At 59.3% G+C, this 19214-nt stretch carries 18 protein-coding genes; 14 read left to right on the top strand and 4 right to left on the bottom strand.

Annotated features, from left to right (window positions below):
* Positions 1–11: 11 nt before the first annotated feature.
* The gene (locus tag IH944_03715) at positions 12–2105 is read right to left on the bottom strand and encodes a hypothetical protein (GenBank protein MCH7903657.1); all 2094 of its coding nucleotides are present in this window, start codon (positions 2103–2105) and stop codon (positions 12–14) included.
* 446 nt (positions 2106–2551) lie between these two features.
* Between IH944_03715 and IH944_03710 the strand changes: the two genes are divergently transcribed.
* Positions 2552–3418: a glycosyltransferase gene (locus tag IH944_03710; GenBank protein ID MCH7903656.1), complete on the top strand. Its 867-nt coding sequence runs from the start codon at positions 2552–2554 to the stop codon at positions 3416–3418.
* A 26-nt stretch (positions 3419–3444) separates the two neighbouring features.
* Here the strand turns inward: IH944_03710 and IH944_03705 are convergent, their stop codons facing one another.
* Entirely contained in the window at positions 3445–4122 is a 678-nt protein-coding gene (locus tag IH944_03705) for a sugar transferase (GenBank protein ID MCH7903655.1), read from the bottom strand.
* Positions 4123–4286: 164 nt separating this feature from the next.
* A complete protein-coding gene (glmS, locus tag IH944_03700) occupies positions 4287–6113 on the bottom strand; it encodes a glutamine--fructose-6-phosphate transaminase (isomerizing) (protein ID MCH7903654.1) in 1827 nt (608 codons plus the stop codon).
* A 58-nt stretch (positions 6114–6171) separates the two neighbouring features.
* On the opposite strand from glmS, the gene IH944_03695 reads away from it, so the two are divergent.
* From IH944_03695 to IH944_03665, 7 genes are all read left to right on the top strand, one after another.
* Positions 6172–7077: a decaprenyl-phosphate phosphoribosyltransferase gene (locus IH944_03695; protein ID MCH7903653.1), complete on the top strand. Its 906-nt coding sequence runs from the start codon at positions 6172–6174 to the stop codon at positions 7075–7077.
* A gap of 29 nt (positions 7078–7106) precedes the next feature.
* On the top strand, positions 7107–8417 hold the full coding sequence (locus IH944_03690; GenBank protein MCH7903652.1) for a UDP-glucose/GDP-mannose dehydrogenase family protein: 1311 nt from the start codon (positions 7107–7109) through the stop codon (positions 8415–8417).
* Positions 8414–9430, top strand: a complete 1017-nt coding sequence (locus IH944_03685; protein MCH7903651.1) for a bifunctional oligoribonuclease/PAP phosphatase NrnA — start codon at positions 8414–8416, stop codon at positions 9428–9430. The genes IH944_03690 and IH944_03685 overlap by 4 nt, the downstream gene beginning before the upstream one ends.
* A complete protein-coding gene (gene truB / locus IH944_03680) occupies positions 9412–10284 on the top strand; it encodes a tRNA pseudouridine(55) synthase TruB (protein MCH7903650.1) in 873 nt (290 codons plus the stop codon). The genes IH944_03685 and truB overlap by 19 nt, the downstream gene beginning before the upstream one ends.
* Positions 10271–10744, top strand: coding sequence for a DUF2752 domain-containing protein (locus IH944_03675; GenBank protein MCH7903649.1), 474 nt, complete (start codon positions 10271–10273; stop codon positions 10742–10744). Before truB ends, IH944_03675 begins: the two co-directional genes overlap by 14 nt.
* Before the next feature lie 80 nt (positions 10745–10824).
* Positions 10825–11397: a hypothetical protein gene (locus IH944_03670; GenBank protein MCH7903648.1), complete on the top strand. Its 573-nt coding sequence runs from the start codon at positions 10825–10827 to the stop codon at positions 11395–11397.
* A 40-nt stretch (positions 11398–11437) separates the two neighbouring features.
* Positions 11438–12214 (top strand): class I SAM-dependent methyltransferase, encoded by a 777-nt coding sequence (locus IH944_03665; GenBank protein ID MCH7903647.1) that lies wholly within the window; start codon positions 11438–11440, stop codon positions 12212–12214.
* Between the two features lie 228 nt (positions 12215–12442).
* On the opposite strand, the gene IH944_03660 is transcribed toward IH944_03665, so the two are convergent.
* Entirely contained in the window at positions 12443–13471 is a 1029-nt protein-coding gene (locus IH944_03660) for a pyridoxal-phosphate dependent enzyme (GenBank protein MCH7903646.1), read from the bottom strand.
* 92 nt (positions 13472–13563) lie between these two features.
* Between IH944_03660 and IH944_03655 the strand changes: the two genes are divergently transcribed.
* From IH944_03655 to IH944_03630, 6 genes are all read left to right on the top strand, one after another.
* Entirely contained in the window at positions 13564–15531 is a 1968-nt protein-coding gene (locus tag IH944_03655; protein MCH7903645.1) for a 2-oxoisovalerate dehydrogenase, read from the top strand.
* Between the two features lie 191 nt (positions 15532–15722).
* Positions 15723–15986, top strand: a complete 264-nt coding sequence (locus IH944_03650) for a hypothetical protein (protein ID MCH7903644.1) — start codon at positions 15723–15725, stop codon at positions 15984–15986.
* 273 nt (positions 15987–16259) lie between these two features.
* Positions 16260–16706, top strand: a complete 447-nt coding sequence (locus IH944_03645; GenBank protein MCH7903643.1) for a dTDP-4-dehydrorhamnose 3,5-epimerase family protein — start codon at positions 16260–16262, stop codon at positions 16704–16706.
* Complete coding sequence (rfbB, locus tag IH944_03640; protein MCH7903642.1) at positions 16703–17731, top strand: dTDP-glucose 4,6-dehydratase; 1029 nt, start codon at positions 16703–16705, stop codon at positions 17729–17731. The genes IH944_03645 and rfbB overlap by 4 nt, the downstream gene beginning before the upstream one ends.
* A 66-nt stretch (positions 17732–17797) precedes the next feature.
* A complete protein-coding gene (locus IH944_03635) occupies positions 17798–18820 on the top strand; it encodes a DnaJ domain-containing protein (GenBank protein ID MCH7903641.1) in 1023 nt (340 codons plus the stop codon).
* Entirely contained in the window at positions 18820–19191 is a 372-nt protein-coding gene (locus tag IH944_03630; GenBank protein ID MCH7903640.1) for a hypothetical protein, read from the top strand. Before IH944_03635 ends, IH944_03630 begins: the two co-directional genes overlap by 1 nt.
* Positions 19192–19214: the final 23 nt, after the last annotated feature.

Below are 19214 nucleotides of genomic sequence, written 5' to 3'. Positions count from 1 at the left end.
TTAACCTCGGATCAATCTTGGCGTCGAATCGCAGTCGTCCGCGTGAACGGCTCACTGTCCTTGGCCGCGTCAGACAGAATGAGCTTCACGGATTTGGCTCCGGCTTGCTCTAGGATGTCAAACGCGATGGGAACAGAGCTGAACTCGTTCGTCCGGGCCGAGACCGATAGGCAGACCTCATCAACGAGGGATGCAAACGCTGAAGCGTCGGCCAGCGTGTCGGCCGGTGCGACGGAAATGATGACGTAGTCCGCGTCTGCTTTGATCGCGTCTAACACACGCTCTAGCGAAGACATCCCGGCATCGATGAAGCGATCCGTGCTCACGCCGATGGGTAACAACCGCAAGTTCTCGATACGGGTGTCTGTGATCATGCCAGCAGGGTCTCCACCGCCGAGCGCGTCGGAGATACCGTTGCTATCGGCAGCATCAAATCCGATCGTCAGAATCTGTCTCGTTCTCTCGGCGTCGACGAGCAGTACTCGCTTTCCGCTGTGCGCAAGAGTGATCGCGAATTGCACAGCGCCCACGGCGCTGCTGCCCGATGTGCCGATTCCTGTGAACAGAATCGTCCTGCACTCGCCGGTCGACTTGGCCAAGTAGCCGAAAGCCATGTTTCTGAAGCTTTCAGCGGGCTGCGCCGAGCCGCCGTCTAGAGCCTTGACAAATGAGCTGCGGCTGGTGCCACTCAACGCCGGTGTGCTGGCGACTACTGTCAGTCCCGTTAGGTCGGCGAGCTGCGTCGAGGTGTATATTCGAGGGCGCATCGACTCGAGCGCAAAGCTGGCGATGAGCCCGATGCTTGCTCCGGCGATGAAACCGATGAACGTCAGCTTGAGCAGATCGGGTGCGACCGGATCGGTCTGGTCGGCCACCTCTCGAGTCACGTTTGCCTGTCGCAATACGACAGCCGCCTTCGGACCGGTCTCCCGCCGATTCCGCAAGTCCTCAAGCTGCACCTTCAATCTACTGTAGCTCCCGTCGAAGATGAGGAGGTCGCGCTGCAGCTTCATCAAGTGCACCTGCTTATCAGGCATCAGGACTATCTCTTCGTTCCGTTCGCCGAGCAACTTCTCCAACATCGCCCGGCGGCCGGTCGTCTGTGCGCGCGCCGCTAGAGAGAGGGCCAGTTCTTGCTCCAAAACCTGCTTCTGAGGATTCTTTCGGCCTTTCCTGTACTGGTCGGTCCAATCCTGCGCTTTTGCGGCATCGAGCCGACCCTGAATGTCTGTGATAGCGTCGTCGTTTTCTTGGACTTTCGGATTCGTCGCCGTGTAGCGACTAAGAAGGAAAACTCGCTGCTGCATGAGCCCGGCTAACTGTGCTTCATACGTCCCGATCAGAGGTCTTTCAACGTCAAATCCTGGGTCATACATCTCGTCGGGAAGTTGGTCGATCTGAAAGATTAGGCTTTCAATCTTCGCGTCATAACCTTCCATAGTGGCCTGCGAAGTATCCATGCTCGACTCAATCGATGCCGCCAAGTCTTCAACCACCGAATTCTTCTTGGCCATTTCTGCGACACCGATGCTCGACTTGTATTCGGCGAACGCCGCTTCTGCGTCGGTCAATTCGTCGGATGTCGCTTCGATCTTCGCCTGGAGATACGAGATCGCCTGGCTCACCGCTTCCCCGGCGGCCCGTCTCCGTGTATCGTTGTACGATTCTGCCACGGCGTTCGCCATCTTCGCGGCCAGCAGCGGGTCGTGCATCCTCACCTGCAACTGCACGATGCCAGCGCCTTGCTCGACCTGATTCGATGACCGGGCGCTGATCACGTCGAACATCTTGTAGTAGTGCTCCCAATCGTCCAGCAACGATCGGTCTCCTTCCTCCTCCGAGACAACCCTGAGCGCCTCGTAAAAGACGGCCTCGGAATTGAGCAGCTGCCGCTCTGTGAGCAAGGTCGAGGGCCTACTCCGTTGAATGATCTCCCTGACGTCCTCCGTCATGGTCGATGCGGACCGCTGGGTGTCGATCGGGGTTCCCAGCAGCATCTCAACACGGCCCTCGTAGATCGGTCGGCTGACGATTTTTATAGTTACGCCGACCGCCAGGCCGACGAGGGCCATGATTATCGTGCGCGTGACATGGACTTTATACATTTTTCAATCTGGCCTCTAAGCCGTTACCTTGCTGTCTCCTACCAATTATAGCTGTTGATCGATGGCCCAGCCTCATCGAGCCGATACAATCGGACTACCTGCCGTGCAATCCAGCCATCGCTTAGTACAGACCGAATTCCAGCAGGAATCGTGCCGGTTCCAAGGCTAACCTGCCTTTTATCCCAGTATTGGGCAACCGTGCTGTTTCAGGTTGCTAAGCGCCCGAAAACCAGCGTGATCGTCCCCCTTAACATCCGATGTGCCTGCCCGGGGCAGACGCTGCAGTCGATATTGAACTGCGGCTACCCCGAAACGAGCCGATCGTCGTGGACGGTGGAAGCACAGATTCGAGCACAGAAGCCATCCGCAAGCACAGCTCAAACGACCAGCCGTCGCCCCTCGATCAGCCGGCGTCTCGGCATCTACCTTGAAGTAGAATCGACAGCATGACAGCGCAGCCATCGCCGCAGATCGTGGCGGTCATCCCAACGCACAATGAGCTCGAAGAGCTGCGCCGCGTCATCGAATCGATCGAGGCAGAAGACCACCCTTCGCTGTGCATCGTCGTCGTCAATGCGGGCGCTCCCTTGCCGGAGGACTTATGCTTGCGAGTGCGGGAATTGCGGGTCGACGACCAGCACTATTGGGCCGCAAGCGCGCAAGCGGGATTCGACGAGTGCAAGAGGATTGAGCCAGAGTACGTCTACTTGACAAACGCGGATACCTGCGTTCTGCCAGGCACGATAAACCGTCTAGCCCAGTACTTGAGCGGCCAAACGAACACGATTGCCTGTGGCGCGGCGTACCTGGAGACGGATGAAGGCGTCAACCTACTTTACTCCCATCAAATCGCGATGGGTTTTCTGCTGTACGGCAAGCTGATTCGTCCGTGGAGATTGCAAGAGGAAGCACCGGCAGAACCGTTTGAAATCGAACTCACGGGCGGACAGTGCGTACTGATGCGCCTGGAAGTGGTGCAGCGTTACTCCATCGACGCGGTACGGTTCCCGCAAACTGGCGGCGACCACGACCTTTGGCTGAACGTTCGGAAGGACGGCTACCGGCTGATGCTGGTCCCGCAAGCAGGCGTCGTCAACACGCGAATCCTGAGCGCGCAGCACGCAAAGGGCTTCATCGGCAGAATCGGGACGCTCGCTCGGCGAATGACATCGGAGTACGCGCCGGAGAGCTGGAGAATCATGTGGAGGCTGCGCAGAAAACACCTCAGCTTGCCGCTCGCGCTGCTGTCAACCGTCATCAGCTTCGCCGTGCGCTGGACGATCGGCTTGCCAAAGATGCTGCGGCGCACTTGATGTCCGCTGCAACGGGGGCCTTCGCGCTAGTACGCGCCTTCACCCTTGATGACGGCGAACGGCGTCAGGAAGAGAATCTTGAGGTCGATCCAGAAGTTCATGTCTTCCAGGTACTTGTGGTCCAGCTTCATCCACTCGTCGAACGACAGGTTGCTCCGTCCGCTGATCTGCCAGTAGCAAGTCATGCCGGGGCGAACTCGCAGCCGGTCAAGCGCATACTTATCGTATTTCTCGACTTCGTGAGGAAGAGGAGGACGAGGGCCGACCAAGCTCATATTGCCGCGCAGCACGTTGAACAGCTGCGGCAATTCGTCAAGGCTGGTATGGCGAAGGAACCTGCCTAGGGGCGTTACGCGCGGATCGCGTTCGATTTTGAAGATCGGACCGTCCTTCTCGTTCTGCGCCTGAATCTTTTGCAACTCTTGATCGGCGTCGGTGCGCATCGATCTGAACTTATGGAACGAGAACTCCTTGCCGAGCAGCCCGACTCTGCGCGAGGTATAGAACACCGGCCCACGGCTCGTGAGCTTGACGAGCAGGGCGATCAGCAGAAACAGGGGTGCGACTAGGACGAGAAGGGTGAAAGAGCCCCCTATGTCCAGGATTCGCTTTCGCTTGGTGTACGTGTACGGGTACGCCTTCAACATTCGGGCTGAAGGTTTGCTGACCATCGTTTGGCCAGTCGCCGTATTCGTAGTCGCCATTAATTCGATCCAACGTTGTACAAAGCAAGTCGCTCTGCAAATCAAGAGGTCCGTGCGCACGGTCCGTGTAGATTCTATCATACGAACCGGGCGGTCCTGGCCTGCTTAGCTTCAAAGATCGCGCCAACGCCCGCTAAGTTCCCGTTTACAGCATTTCTACCGGCTTATTCGACGGTTACGGACTTCGCGAGGTTCCGCGGCTGGTCGATATCGCATCCGCGGTGCTTCGCCATGTAGTACGCGAACAACTGCATGGGGATGATCGTGAGCAAGGCGTTCAGGTACGGGTTGCCAGCCTGTGGCACCGTCAGCAGTTGGTCCGGAACCCCGGCCAACGTCTGATCGTCGTTGGTCGTGACGGCGAGCGTGAACCCGCCACGAGCCTGAACCTCGCGGATGTTGCTCGCAAGCTTGTCCCGCACGTCCGAATCGCTCCCACCGAAAACCGCGAGCACGCCCTTTTCGACCAGCGCCAAGGGCCCATGCTTCATCTCGCCTGCCGGACACTCCTGCGTCGGGATGTAAGCGATCTCTTTCAGCTTGAGCGCCGCCTCCAGGGCAACGCTCGCGTCTGCGTTGCGCCCCAAGAAGAACACGAGATCTGAATCGTGGAACCGCTCGGCAAGACCGTCGATCTCGGCCTCCATTTCCAACGCCTCTTGCAGGTGGTCCGGCAACTGTTTGAGTTGCTTCACGGCCTTTCGCGTGTCGACGCCCGGCATCTGTCGCACCTGCGCGATGTAAAGGGCGAGCAGGTACAGGACGATCACCTGCGCTGTGTACGCCTTGGTGCTGGCGACGGAGATCTCCGGCCCGGCCTGCGTCAGCAAAACCTTGTCGCTCTCCCGGGCGATGCTGGAGCCGACGACGTTGACGATCCCCAGGGTGCGGATGCGACGGGCTTTGCAAAGCCTCAGCGCTGCGAGGCTGTCGGCGGTCTCTCCAGATTGGCTCACGAATATCGCGAGCGAGCGCGGCGAGAGCAACGGGTCGCCGTACCGAAACTCGCTCGAGTAGAACACGTCGGTCGGCAGCCGCAGCATCTTTTCAAACATATACTTTGCCGCCAGCCCGGCGTGGTATGCGGTGCCGCACGCGATGATGTTGATCCTATCGATGTCTTGGATGACGTGATCGCTGAAAACAGATTCCAGAACCACTTGATCGGTCTCGGTAAGGCGGCCCGCGAGACATTGGCGCGCGACGTCCGGCTGCTCGAGAATCTCCTTCAGCATGAAATGGTCGTGCCCGCCCTTCTCTGCGTCCGCGATATCCCAGTCGACGTCCATGGGCTCGACCTCGACCTCCTTGCCGCGCCGGTCGAGAAACCTAACCTCGTCCTTCGTCAGCACGACAACCTGCTCGTTCCCGACAACCACGACGCGCCGCGTATAAGGAATCAGCGCGGGTATGTCGCTTGCCAGCAGGTTTTCTCCGTCGCCGAGGCCCACGATCAAGGGGCTGGCGCTGCGCGCGGCGACGATTTTCTCCGGCTCCCTGGCCGCGACGACCACGAGCGCGAAAGCGCCGCGCAGCTTCTCGGAAGCTCTGAGCACGGCCTGCTCCAGCGAAACCCCTTCTTGATACTCCAGGCCGATCACGTGGGCTGCGACTTCGGTGTCGGTCTCCGAGTGGAAGCTGTGCCCTTCTCGGACCAGAGCCTCTTTCAGTTCCAGGTAGTTCTCGATGATCCCGTTGTGGATGACGGCGACCTCGCCCTCCTGGTCGTAGTGCGGGTGGGCGTTGAGATCGGTCGGAGCGCCGTGGGTGGCCCATCGGGAGTGGGCGATCGCAGCGTTCGTCTCTGCGAACCCGTCGGAGAACTGTTCCAACAGCTCCGACAGTTTCCCGGCCCGCTTGACCGTATGCAGCCCTCCGTTCAGGTACGCGACGCCTGCGCTGTCGTACCCGCGGTACTCAAGCCGCTTCAACTGGCCCAGAACAACGTTCAGGGCGTTGAGCGGGCCGACGTATCCTGCGATTCCGCACATCGGGAATCAGTTTGGCACAGCGGCTGTTAGGCGTCATGTAGATATACTCAACTTAGCTGTGAGACTCCCTGCCAGCCTTAGACTGCTACGCCCGAAGCAGTGGATCAAGAACCTGCTCGTTTTCGCGGCGCTGATCTTCGCGCAGGCGTACGACGATCCTGGCAACGTCATGCTCGCTGTGTGGGCGTTTGTCGCGTTCTGCCTGATCAGCTCCGCTGTGTACTCGATCAACGACGTCTTGGATGCCGATCGGGACAAGCTGCATCCTACGAAGCGCGCCAGGCCGATCGCGAGCGGCGAGCTTAGTCCGGGAAAGGGCATAGCGATCTCAGTGATCTGTTTGACCCTCGGCGGCGCGGTCGCAATTTTCGTCGGCCCCTCGTTTTCAGTCGTGCTGTTCTCCTACCTCGCGCTGCAGTTCCTGTACAACTTGAAGCTGAAGAGCATGCCAGTGCTCGACGTTTTCACAGTGAGCGCAGGCTTCGTTTTTCGAGCCGTGGCCGGCGCGTTCGCCATCGGCGTGCCGATCTCCGGTTGGCTGCTGTTCTGCACGGGCACTCTCGCGCTTCTTCTGGCATCGTCGAAGCGTCGGCACGAGTTCCACACTCAGGGCGAGGCGCGCGCCGACACCAGGGCTGCCCTTAGCGAATATACAGGTCCGTTTCTCGACACGATGGTGCTGTTCGCGGCCTCACTCTCCACGATCTCATACGGCATCTACGCGATCGAGAGTCCGAAGGCTATCGAGCATCCGCTGCTTCTGCTCACGATCCCGATCGTCGCGTACGGCGTGCTCCGGTATCTGTTCCTCGTCTTCGTAAAGAGCGAAGGAGGCGAGCCGGAGACCATCGTACTGAGCGATGCGCACATGATCTCTGTACTGATCCTTTTTATCGCAACGGTGTTCTTCGCGTTCAGCGGCGTGGACATTCCGATTCTCACGGTGCCGACCGGCTCTATGTGACGGTCCCAGGTAGGTAGGCTGTGCGCCGAATGAAGGTTTCTGTCGTCGGAACGGGCTACGTCGGGCTGGTCACGGGCGTCGTCCTCGCTGATCTTGGAAACGACGTCGTGTGCGTCGACAAAGACCGAGAGAAGGTCGCTGGTCTGCAGCGAGGCGAGTCCCCCATATTCGAGCCGGGGATCGAGGAGCTGCTCAAGCGGACGATAGCTGCAAAGACGTTTACGGCGACAACCTCCATCCGTGAGGCCGTGTTGCACGCGGAGGTCGTGTTCATCGCCGTCGGCACGCCCAGCGGCCCCGGCGGAGAGCCGGATCTGACAGCCGTCAAGCAGGTCGCCAAGGAGATCGGACAGAGCATCGAAAAACCGACGGTCGTCGTCAACAAGTCCACAGTCCCGGTCGGCTCGGGCGACATGGTCGAGCGCATCATCCTAGAACAAGGCGTTGACCCAGAACTCGTGACAATCGTGAGCAATCCTGAGTTCCTTCGCGAGGGGTCTGCGATATCTGACACGATGCATCCCGACCGAATCATCATCGGTGCGCGAAATCGTGCTGCGGCCGAAAAGCTCATCGAGCTTTACGAGCCGCTCAGCGCCCCGGTCATGGTCACCGATGTCAACAGCGCCGAGATGATCAAGTACGCCAGCAACAGCTATCTGGCCACCAAGATCAGCTTCATCAACGCGATCAGCAGACTGTGCGAAGAGTGTGGCGCGGACGTGGCGGAAGTAGCGCGCGGGATTGGACTGGACAAACGGATCGGCACTCAGTTCTTGCGGGCGGGCTTGGGATGGGGCGGCAGCTGCTTTCCGAAGGACGTCGACGGAATGATCTCGATTGCCGCAGGCCTCGGCTACGACTTTGACCTGCTGAAAGCGACCAAGGAGATCAACGCTGCCCAAGTGCCGCGGTTCATGCGAAGGCTGAAGAGCGAGCTTGGCGGATTTGAGGGAAAAACCGTCGCGATCTTGGGGTTGTCGTTCAAACCAAACACGAACGACGTTCGGGACGCCAAATCATTGGAAGTAATCGACTGCCTGTTCGATGGCGGAGCAAAGATTCGGGCGTACGATCCGGTCGCCATGCCAGCAGTTCACGCCCAATATCCTGCAGTCGTGATGAGGAGCGACGCGTACGACGCAGCCGACGGTGCGGACGCCTTGATCTTGGTCACCGAGTGGAAGGAGTTCCGGCAGCTCGACCTTGGTAGAATCGCCGATAAGATGCGAGGCAGGATTTTGTTCGACGGACGCCGCGTTTTCAGTCGTGAAGCCGCTGAAAGCGCAGGGCTTCGGTACTCGACTATCGGAGTGACCGCGATCGACGAGGAGAGTTGAGCATCAGCACGAACAACGATCCTGAGACGTCCTCGCCTGCGCAGATCAGCGGGCTGTATCCACAGTTCGTTGATGAGATCACGCGTGCGAACGGAGTGTTGGTCTCGACGCACTTGAACCCGGATGGCGACGCGATCGGCGCTGCCCTGTTCGTGTCGCTCTTCCTGGAAGCGCTCGACATCCGGCACGAGGTGATCTGTCACGACCCAGCGCCTTACAACTTGCAGTTTCTACCGGGCGTCTCCGAGATCAAACGCCTGCCCGACGCCGACCGGTTTGAGCTAGCGATCGTCTTAGACCTTGAGTCGCTCGATCGCCTAGGAAGCTGTCGCGAGGCCGTCGAGCGCTGCGACCGCTCCATCGTGATCGATCATCACATCCCGGTCGATGCGCCCGGGAATCTACGCATCGTTTCGATCGGCCACCCAGCTACATGCTCGATCCTGTTCGACTTGGTATTCGGCAGCGAAACGACGATCACGCCCGACATGGCCAACTGCCTGCTCACGGGTCTCCTGACCGACACCGGCAACTTCCGTTATCCGAACACCGACGCCCACGCGCTGGCGACAGCCGGTCATCTGCTCGAGTTGGGCGCTAACCTGGCGCAAATCACAGAAGCGGTGTACATGACGCGAGAGCGACCAGCGTTCGACCTGCACGGGTACGCGCTGACCAACGCGAAAACCGCCTGCGACGGCCAGATCATGTGGTGCCTGCTGCCGGTAGCGGCGTTCGAGAAGTTCGGGGCGAACGAACAGCACAGCGAGGGCATCGTCAACGACTTGCTCGCCGTGAAGGGTGTCAGGGTCGCTATCGTGCTGCGCGAAGCCAAGCCGGGCAAGATTCGCGGCAGCCTGCGGTCGCTCGGGGACATCGACGTTGCGGAAGTCGCACGAGGGTTCAGCGGAGGCGGACATGCGAACGCAGCCGGAGTGTCGTTCACCGGATCCATCGAAGATGCAGAGTCGAAACTCATCGAAGCTCTCAGCAAATGCTTGGCGCACTGCTAATTGACAAGCCGAAAGGGATCACGTCGCACGACGTCATTCGGGTTCTGCGAAAGAAGTTCGACACACGCCGGATCGGTCATTCGGGCACGCTCGACCCGCTGGCCACCGGTCTTCTGGTTGTGATGGTCGGCCCCGCGACGCGACTGCTCCAGTACCTACAGCTAGAACCGAAGGGCTACGAGTACACGGTTCGATTCGGACAAGAGACAGACACCCAAGACTCTGAGGGCGAAGTGATCCAAGAGCGGCCCGTCCCGTCCGATCTTGGGGCTGCGATCGAAGGCGCTATGCCCCCGTTTATCGGGCGCATTCAGCAGACGCCGCCGATGTTCAGCGCCGTCAAGAAGGACGGAAGGCCGCTGTACGCTTACGCGCGGGCTGGCGAGGTGGTAGATCGGCCAGCGAGAGAGGTCGTGATCCACGAACTGGACTTGACGTCGGTGGACGCTCCGCACGCGACGTTCCGCACGGTGTGCGAGGGCGGCACGTACGTTCGGACGCTGGCGAACGATCTAGGCGAAGCGATCGGGTGCGGCGCCCACGTCACCGAGCTTCGACGAACTCGCGTAGGACGGTTCAGCGCGGAAGACGCCGTGCCGCTAGACGACGTGACGCCCAACGACCTTTTGCCAGTGGAAGACGCCCTCGACCCAATGGAGAAAATCCAAGTGTCCACGGATCAAGAGAGCGCGCTTCGGTGCGGACAGAGCGTGCCGATCTCCGATAGGCCGGACGGAGAGTTGGTCGCGATGCTCGACGAGTCGGGGAACCTAATCTGCATCGCCCGCATTCGCGACAACGAGGCACACCCGGAGTGCGTAATGCCTAAGGAGAACGGTGATGGTGACGTTTGACGAAGGCTGGCCGAAGGCGCGACTGAGAGGTCAGCTCGTGTGGTTCTTGGCCTGGGTCGCCGTGACTGTCATCGGGATGATCCTGACCCCCAATGACACCGGCCACGGTACGCACTCACAGCTCGGGCTTCCGCCGTGCGGAAGTGTGCTGGCGTTCGGTCGTCCGTGCCCTGGCTGCGGCATGACGACCAGCGTCTCGGCTCTCGTGCACCTCGACGTCACCAGCGCGATGAAAGCCCACCCGCTTGGGCCTTTCATGTACGCGCTGTTCACTGCGTCGGCGTTCGCATCGCTGTACGGGTTTGTGCGCGGAAGGCGGCTCAATACCGACAGCGTCGCGTTCAACCGCTTTATGTGGGCCTTAGCCATTGCCTTTCTTGCGTTCGGCATCGCGCGCTTCGCGCTAACCGAGTACTCCCCGGAAGACGTGCCTTGGCCCACTTTTATAAAGTTCGGCTAGCGACGAGGGGTTACTCTGTCCTCAGTTTCTTCCTCGAATGCACGCGCTTTGCGGCTGCAAACGTCTCATAATGTGTGAGCATGGACGAGAAGCGACGGCTGTTGAAAAAGCGCATCTGGTACTCGGTGTTGGCTGTGTTCGGAGTCTTGGTGATTGTTATGGGCGGGCTGCTTCTCGATGTATATCTTGATTTCAAGAGGGAGGGATTCCTCGACAAGCAGGAGCAGAAAACCTATGACGGCACCAGCATCGACAACATGCGCGCGCTGCACGGTGCATTGATGCTGTACTACGCGGACGAAGGGGCGATGCCGCTGGCATCTGGCTGGATGGACGCTGCGGAGAAGTACGTCCACACGGCAGACTTACTCGAGGGCGAAGCGCTCAAGAAGTTTGTCAACCCGAATCTCCCCGCTGGATCCGGCGTGTTCGGATACGCCATGAACTCTGTGCTGAGCCAAGTCTACATCGATGAAGTAGAAGACCCCGGAAACACCGTGATGATCTTCGACAGCGCCGACACGAGCTGGAACGCTCACGGTTCGCCGAGCGAAATGGCGCCGTCCCCCGAGCTGCCCGGAGGGAACAGGGCAATAACGGTCGAGGGCGCCATCGTCAAGCTCTCCGATCCGATCGAGGACGGGCCAAACTGATCGGATATAATCCAGCCGCGCTGAAGTTACCCGCGCAGCCATGAAGGCCGTTCTCAAATTTATCCTGAAAGTCCTGCCGACGCACACGCGCCTGAGCCTTCTCCAACACGTCCGATGGCTGCGTCTGCGGCGGGAGGCGCGACCCTATCTCGGTGAGGGCTCGGAGTGCGCGTGCTGCGGGCAGCACTGGCGGGAGTTCGTGCCCGCAGGCGATCCGATCCGTCAGGGCGAGCAGTGCCTGCGCTGCGGCGCAGGATCGCGTCAACGTCTCATGTCCCTGTACCTGACCAGAGAGATCGGCAAGCTTCCGAGGGTTCGGCTCCTTCACTTTGCTCCCGAAATCTCCCTGACAAGGCGCATTGTCGCTCTGCCGGGCGTCGACTACCTGTCCATCGACATCAGCCCCGATGTGGCTCTCAGGCAGGGTGACATCACTGACCTTCCGCTCGGTGACGACGAGTTCGATGCGGTGATCTGCTCGCACGTCCTGGAACACGTCCTGGACGACGCCAAGGCGATGTGCGAGATGTTCAGAGTGATGAAGCCCGGCGGCACTGCGTACGTCATGGTTCCGCGAGACATGGATCTCGAGAAGACGTATGAAGACGAGACGATCGTCACGCCCGAGGCGAGGTATCGGGCGTTCGGCCAAGACGACCATGTAAGAATGTACGGCCGAGATTTCGTCGACAGGCTGCAGGCCGCGGGTTTCTCGGTGCGCGAACTCAGCACCTCGGACATCGCAGACCCCGCGAACTGCAGCAAGTTCGGCTTGGTCGAGGACACGATATTCGTATGCACGAAGCCTGAGTCCTAGACGAGAAGGAACGGAAAAGCGAAAAAAGCGCTGCCTCCCCTGGTCCAACCGCAGCGTCACGATCTTTGGAGGCGCCAACGCGAGCTGTAGCGCCCACGGTTCGCAGAGCGAAATGGCGCCGTCGCCCGAGCTTCCAGGAGGAAACAGAGCAATAACAGTCGAAGGCGCTGTCGTGCGTCTAAGCGATCTAATAGAGAACGATTAGCGACGCGGGGCGACGGTGCGAAACTACTCTGTTGCAAAGAGGGTCGGCAGGCCGCCCGTATGCCAAAACAGCACTCGCCCGGAGATCTCCTTCTTCCTGGCCAAGTCCAACAGCCCCGCGAACGCCTTGCTCGTGTAGACGGGATCCAGCAGTACTCCCTCCTTCTGATGCAGGTAGGTCATCGCCGCCTGGCCCTCGTCGCTGGCGACACCGTAACCGGGGCCGTAGTACTCCATCCGGAAGTCGAAATCGCTGGGCGTCATCTTTAGGTTCCCGCCTACGATTGAATCGAGGCCTTGCGCTAGTTCGGCCATCACGTCAACCAGCCCCGGATCTGGGTCGCAGGATATCCCGATCAGGTGCGACGGGTGGCCATGATAAAAATAGCCCAGCCCGGCGTGTGTCCCTCCGCTGCTCGAAGGCGTCACGACGTAGTCGAACGGCTCCGTACACTGTTCGTCCGCCTCTTGTCCGGCCCTGAAATACGCATAGGCGCCAAGCGGGGTGCTTCCGCCGTTCGGCAGGCGCATCACCCTCTTCCCCTTCGCCTCAAACTCCGCGACGATATCTGTGACGTGCTGCTTCAGGACGTCGAAGCTGTCATCCTCGAATATCCGCATCTCCAGGCCGAACATCTCGTCCAGCACGCGGTTTCCGCCTTCGGAGACCTTCTTGCCCACCGGCTTTCCGGCGGCGGCAACGTACGGTAGCCTCATCGTCGCGCCGACGCAGTGAATGCCGAACATCGAACACGCGCACGAAAGCTGACGCAGGTAATTCGATTGGGTCGAGCCGCCCGAAACGATCACGTCGACGTCTTGCGCCAGCGCATCCGCCATCAGGTATTCGAGCTTGCGGCCCTTGTTCCCCCCTCCGGCGAATCCGGTGAGGTCGTCCCGCTTGATCCACAGATCGATCCCCAGATCCTCCGAGGCGCGCGGGAGACGGTGCATCTGGGTTGGGGCTGCGATCAACGGAACGCGAACCGGCAACGACATGCGGGCGATATTACCGACTCTCGCGATCTGGTCCCGCACGCGGTATCTAGGCATCCAAGCATGACAATGCGGAGTAGTCAGATATACTGCCAGAACGCATTCGGGCCTCTGGGCCTGATTCTAGGTTCAACGAGGAACTACTATCTATGTCTGCCATTCCAGAGGCCGCTACGTCCACTAAACTCGATTTCTTGCGCCTGATGATGCTTTGCCGCGAAGGCGACCGCCGCGAAGGCATACTGCTGCGCCAGAGCAGAGGTTGGTTCCAGGTCAGCGGTTCCGGGCACGAGGCCATCGGCGCGCTCGCGCTGCACTTGAACGACGGCGACTGGCTGTACCCCTACTACCGCGACCGGGCGCTCATGCTGGCTCGCGGCATTTCGAACTACGACATGGCACTCGCCTACTACGCCAAGCGCGACTCAAGCTCTGGCGGCCGCCAGATGCCGGGCCACTTCAGCGACGACAAGCTCAACGTGATGAGCGTCTGCACTCCGACCGGCGGCGGGCTGATTCCGGCGACTGGCACAGCGTGGGGGTTCCAGCTCCGCGGCGAGGACAACGTCGTCATTGCGACGCTTGGCGACGCTGCGAGCAGGCAGGGCGAGTTTTTCGAAGCGTTCGCGTTCGCCGTGCAAGAGCAACTGCCGGTCATCTTCGTGATCGAAGACAACAAGTACGGCATCTCGACGCCGACCGAGAAGTTCCTCCCGATGAACATCGGAGGGATCATCGCCGAGGACTACCTGGTCAAGGTCGATGCGCGGTACTTCGACAACGTGTACACCGAGGGCGCGAAGGCGATTGAAAAGGCGCGCTCCGGCGGCGGTCCGACGCTGTTCTGGTTCGACATCGACCGCCTCGCCTCACACACCTCGTCTGACGACCAGCGCGTTTACCGGGCAAAGGGCGAACTCGAAGAAATGCTCGCGCGCGACCCGATCGTGCTGTTGCGCGACCAGCTGATCGAGGCCGGCGAGCTGACGATGGAGCAGTTCGAGCAGACGCAGGAGAAGCTCGTCAAAGAGGTCGACGAAGAATACCTGCGCGCCGAAAAGCAAGAAGACCCGATCGCCGAAGAGGTCATGCACCACTGCTGGGGCGACGATGTGGAACCGATGGCCCCGCCGATCGAAACCGGCCCGATGACGATGGTCGACGCGATCAACAGGACGTTCCACAAGGCGCTCGCCGACGACCCGAACGTCATCTTCTTCGGCGAAGACATCGAGGACCCGAAGGGCGGGGTCTTCAAAATTACGGAAGGGCTCAGCGACACGTATCCGAAGCAAGTTTTCAATTCGCCGCTCGCCGAAGCGACGATCATGGGCGTCGCCGTCGGGCTCGCCAGCATGGGTCTCAAGCCGGTGTTCGAGCTGCAGTTCATCGACTTTATCTGCCCAGGCTGGAACCAGATCGTCACCAACATCAGCACGCAGCGGTGGCGTACGTTCGGCAAGTGGAAGACCCCGATGGTCGTTTACGCACCGTGCGGCGCGTATCTTCCGGGCGGCTCGATTTGGCACAGCCAGTCGAACGAGGGATGGCTCGCGCACGTTCCGGGCCTGAAGGTCGTAGTCCCCGCGACCCCGCAAGACGCGGCCGGACTTTTCTGGACCGCGATCCACTGCGACGATCCCGTCTTCGTTTTGATCCCCAAACACATCTTCCGCAAGCGCGTCGACGTAACGAGAATCGAGCCGGTGCCGTTCGGCAAGGCGCGCCTCGTGCAAGAAGGTTCGGACGTTACGATCGTCACTTGGGGCAACACGCTTGAGCTCGCCGACGAAGCCGCGCAGAAGTTGAGCGGCGAAGTCAGCGTCGAGATCATCGACCTGCGATCATTGGTGCCGTGCGACTACGAGGCGATCACCGCCTCCCTCGAGAAGACCGGCCGCCTCGTCGTGATCCAAGAGGACACGAAAACCTGCGGCTTCGGCCAGTCGGTGATCAGCGAGATGACCAGCGACCCGGAGAAGTTCAACCTCTTCCTCGCCTCGCCGCAACTAGTCTCGCGCGACGACGTGCACATCGGCTTCAACCCGATCTACGAGTACGCCGCGCTGCCCAGCACCGACGACGTGGTCCAAGCCATCCGCACGACGATGGAGTAATTTCGGAGTGCGCGAACGCGTTCGCGCTTTTCATCGCGTCGGCTTGACGACGCATTCGGTCCCCTCTCCCCATGCCTGGGGAGAGGGCTAGGGTGAGGGAGCAAACACTGAAAGTCCTTTCCGGTTAAAGGAACGAAGCAAAACAAAAAACCTAGGCATGCCAAAATCTCCTTCATGGAGAATTCAAGTCGATGAAGTTCATTGGCGTACCGGGCAAGGTCATCGAGGAGATAGGGCCAATCACCGAAATTGACAAGGGGTTCTTCGGTGGAGTCGAAAGGCTGTATGTACTCTGGGTTGAGAACAATGGCAAGAATCAAGTCATCCTGTACAGAATCACCCGTGCATTGCTCGGTGCGAGTTGCACCTGGACAACGATACCTCTGGAGTCGCTGCCCCGCCTTTGTGAAGCTGTGGACAAGATGAGGGAGCGGTACGACTCGCTGGCGATCTGAAGCGATCTATTTACACGGCTATCGAGCGCAGATCGCGAGGACGCTCGCCCTCCCGTCCGGCGACAGCTGTTCCCTCTCCCCTTGAGGGAGAGGGTTAGGGTGAGGGGTTCAGACAAGCGATAGTCCTTTCCAATTAGAAAAGGCACCACGACGATGGAGTAACGCCCACGTTCCCCCTCTTCCATTCTTGCGAAGCGAAATGGAGGAGGGGGTTAGGGGGTGGAGGATCGCAGCCCGCAGGTACAATCCACCCCGAATTCCGAAGGAAAACCGATGATTCCAGGCGTTGTCATCAGAGAGCTGAACCGATTCACCGACGAGCGCGGATGGCTGATGGAGCTGTTCCGCGACGACGAGCTGCCCGAGGGGTTCGAGCCGACGATGGGCTACCTCAGCATGACAAAACCCGGCGTCGCGAGAGGACCGCACGAGCACGTCCACCAGACCGACGGGTTTGTTTTTTTGAACGGCCAGTACGAGCTGTACCTGTGGGAGAACCGCGAAGGCCACGAAGAGAAGTTTGAAACCCACAAGGTCGGAGCGGAGAATCCTTGCCTGGTTTTCGTCCCGCCGGGAGTGGTGCACGCCTATCGCAACGTTGGAACCGAGGAGGCGTTCGTCCTGAACTTCCCCGACAAGCTTTACGCGGGCTGGGGCAAGAAAGAGCCGGTCGATGAGATCCGGCACGAGGACTTCGACTCGAAATTCAAACTGCCATGAAGCTTCTCGTCACAGGCGCCGCCGGTTTCATAGGCTCCAACTTCGTGCGTCTCGTCTTCCGCGAGCTGGATGGCGTCGAGGTCGTTGTGTTGGATTCGCTTGCTTATTCCGGCAACCGTTCGACGATGGCGGATTTCTCTTCGGACGATCGGTTCAAGTTTTATCACGGTCAGATCCAAGATCAGGCGATGGTCGACAAGATCGTGAGCGAAGAGAAGATCACGCACATCGTGAACTTCGCCGCCGAGAGCCACAACGACCGCTCGCTGCTCGACAACCACAGCTTCATCATGACGAACACCTACGGCGTGAACGTCATCCTCGAAGCCGCGCGGAAGTTCGATGTCGAACGGGTCCTTCAAGTCAGCACCGACGAGGTGTACGGATCGATCGCCGAAGGCCAGTTCACCGAGGAGTCGCCGATCGAGCCGAACACGCCGTACAGCGCCGCGAAAGCGGGCGGTGACCTGCTCTGCCGCGCGCACTTCATCACCCACAAGACGCCCGTGATCGTCACGCACGGCGGCAACACCTACGGCCCCTACCACTACCCCGAGAAGATCGTGCCGTTCTTCGTCACGCGCCTGATCGACCGCAAAAAAGTGCCGCTCTACGGCGAAGGAACACAGGTCCGCGAATGGATCCACGTCATGGACCACTGCACGGGGATTCTGACTGCCTTGCTCAAGGGTGTTCCCGGCGAGGTTTACAACGTCGGCGACGTCAACGAACGCAAGAACATCGAGATCGTTTCGATTTTGTTGGATGAATTAGGCCTCGACGATTCGTACATCAAACGAATCCCCGACCCCCGCAAAGGCGCCCACGACGCGCGCTACTCGATGTCGAACACGAAGCTAAAATCCCTCGGCTGGTCGCCGCAGGTGCCGTTCGAAACCGGCCTCCGCGCAACCGTCCAATGGTTCGTCCAGAACGAACCGTGGTGGCGCGAAATCCAATCCGACCCCCTCTACCAAGAGTTCATCACCGAGTTCTACGGACGAAGCCTTGGCGAAGATCTGTAGCGAGCTGAACTCAACTGCCTTCTTCTTGTGGTACCTTCGAGATGAAAGATCGGAGGAGAACCGAGAATGAACGTTGATTGGTCGCTACGGGTTTTGTCCCTAGAGCGAGGCTGCACTGAGGAGGAGGCAAAGTCTGCTTTCAGGCGCGAGGCTTTAAAATGGCATCCCGATAAGTATGCGTCTGCTGACTCAGCAGTCAAAGACGATGCGCTCGAACAGATGCAGCGAGTGAATCAAGCGTACGACCTTTTGCAAGACTATGAGCCATGGACATGGGCAAACTGGGGTGTAGCCGCAAGCGGTCACGAGTTTGACGAAACCGATTCACACCGCGAAGACTATAAAGAGGAAACACACGCATCTTACGATGATGTCGAGGAAGAAGCGCCTCAGAGTGAAGATGAGGACGTTTTTGCGGCATCTCAGGTAGATGAAGCGACTGATCGCCAGTGGACCAGTGATCAGCCAGTGGTTAGCAAGTCATGGTTCGGGATGATCCCCGTTTCCGTCAAGGCGTTTGTCTGCACGATCGGTGTGATCTTCATCGGCGTCGCAGTAGCAAACCGTGAAGGATCTGCACCCGTTGCATCCTTCGGTAGTGACAGTTCATATGGCCGGGATTCCTCACGAAACTTTAGCGGCTTTCTTCCTGATTCCACCAGTGAAACGCTAAATGCTAATAGATCACCAGGATCATCGGGCAGTTTTCGAGAGACGCCTCCTCCTTTCAAGATTCCAACATCACAACCTGACGATACCGACCTCCCGGAGTCTCGAAGTCAAGAGATCTATGAAGCAACATCCAGTGATGAGTCGTCAGCCGTATCTACCAAAGGAAACGCAGCCTCGCAGAAGCAAAGGAATGATGTAGAGGTCGCCGAGCCGGAGATCCCACGCAACGTACCTAGCGGCTACTTCACTCTCGGCTCAACCGAGGATGATGTCTTAGCCGTCCAAGGCACGCCATCGCGGATCACACGCTCCGGCAACAGGAAGACCTTTCACTATGGGGCCTCTGAGGTTAAGTTTCAAGACGGTCGAGTCGTAGACTATGAGAACTACGGCAGGCTGAAAATCAAGATTGGCTGATGAATGCGTTACGATCGTACTTCCGTAACTTGAGCATCAAGAGCGGACTACCACTCCTGAATATCGTCGCTATCATCATGCTGGTGGTCGCCATTTACGGCGATCCTCCTTACGGCTTCTTCCTTGCACTCAAATGGGTCGTTGTCGGAGCCTGTGCCCTCAACGCGTGGCAACTGTTCAACCAAATCCCCGGACTCATCGCGCTGGCCTGGCTGCTCATCGCGAGCGCTGCAGTGCAGGCACTAGGGAGTATGGATCGCTCTGATTGGCCGCCGTTCAATTGGGCGAGCGCAATCCTGCTTTCGGTCTCTGGATGCGCGCTACTGTTCTTGGCCGAGACCGAGAAGAAGTCAAACAATAAAGGAGGATAGGTAACTTACTCACAGAGGCCTCA

Source organism: Armatimonadota bacterium, assembly GCA_022563855.1.
Taxonomy (GTDB): Bacteria; Armatimonadota; Fimbriimonadia; order Fimbriimonadales; family Fimbriimonadaceae; genus JADFMN01.
The sequence above is the reverse complement of the archived record's forward strand: the minus strand, read 5'-3'. Positions and strand labels throughout refer to the sequence as shown.

What these genes read in the sequence shown, in the direction of transcription:
- IH944_03660 (MCH7903646.1), bottom strand. Translation starts at nt 13,471, where the DNA reads ATGCCTAGATACCGCGTGCGGGACCAGATCGCGAGAGTCGGTAATATC.
- IH944_03670 (MCH7903648.1), top strand. Translation starts at nt 10,825, where the DNA reads ATGGACGAGAAGCGACGGCTGTTGAAAAAGCGCATCTGGTACTCGGTG.
- IH944_03715 (MCH7903657.1), bottom strand. Translation starts at nt 2,105, where the DNA reads ATGTATAAAGTCCATGTCACGCGCACGATAATCATGGCCCTCGTCGGC.
- truB (MCH7903650.1), top strand. Translation starts at nt 9,412, where the DNA reads ATGCTTGGCGCACTGCTAATTGACAAGCCGAAAGGGATCACGTCGCAC.
- IH944_03665 (MCH7903647.1), top strand. Translation starts at nt 11,438, where the DNA reads ATGAAGGCCGTTCTCAAATTTATCCTGAAAGTCCTGCCGACGCACACG.
- glmS (MCH7903654.1), bottom strand. Translation starts at nt 6,113, where the DNA reads ATGTGCGGAATCGCAGGATACGTCGGCCCGCTCAACGCCCTGAACGTT.
- IH944_03705 (MCH7903655.1), bottom strand. Translation starts at nt 4,122, where the DNA reads ATGGCGACTACGAATACGGCGACTGGCCAAACGATGGTCAGCAAACCT.
- IH944_03690 (MCH7903652.1), top strand. Translation starts at nt 7,107, where the DNA reads ATGAAGGTTTCTGTCGTCGGAACGGGCTACGTCGGGCTGGTCACGGGC.
- IH944_03630 (MCH7903640.1), top strand. Translation starts at nt 18,820, where the DNA reads ATGAATGCGTTACGATCGTACTTCCGTAACTTGAGCATCAAGAGCGGA.
- rfbB (MCH7903642.1), top strand. Translation starts at nt 16,703, where the DNA reads ATGAAGCTTCTCGTCACAGGCGCCGCCGGTTTCATAGGCTCCAACTTC.
- IH944_03650 (MCH7903644.1), top strand. Translation starts at nt 15,723, where the DNA reads ATGAAGTTCATTGGCGTACCGGGCAAGGTCATCGAGGAGATAGGGCCA.
- IH944_03635 (MCH7903641.1), top strand. Translation starts at nt 17,798, where the DNA reads ATGAACGTTGATTGGTCGCTACGGGTTTTGTCCCTAGAGCGAGGCTGC.
- IH944_03675 (MCH7903649.1), top strand. Translation starts at nt 10,271, where the DNA reads ATGGTGACGTTTGACGAAGGCTGGCCGAAGGCGCGACTGAGAGGTCAG.
- IH944_03655 (MCH7903645.1), top strand. Translation starts at nt 13,564, where the DNA reads ATGTCTGCCATTCCAGAGGCCGCTACGTCCACTAAACTCGATTTCTTG.
- IH944_03710 (MCH7903656.1), top strand. Translation starts at nt 2,552, where the DNA reads ATGACAGCGCAGCCATCGCCGCAGATCGTGGCGGTCATCCCAACGCAC.
- IH944_03645 (MCH7903643.1), top strand. Translation starts at nt 16,260, where the DNA reads ATGATTCCAGGCGTTGTCATCAGAGAGCTGAACCGATTCACCGACGAG.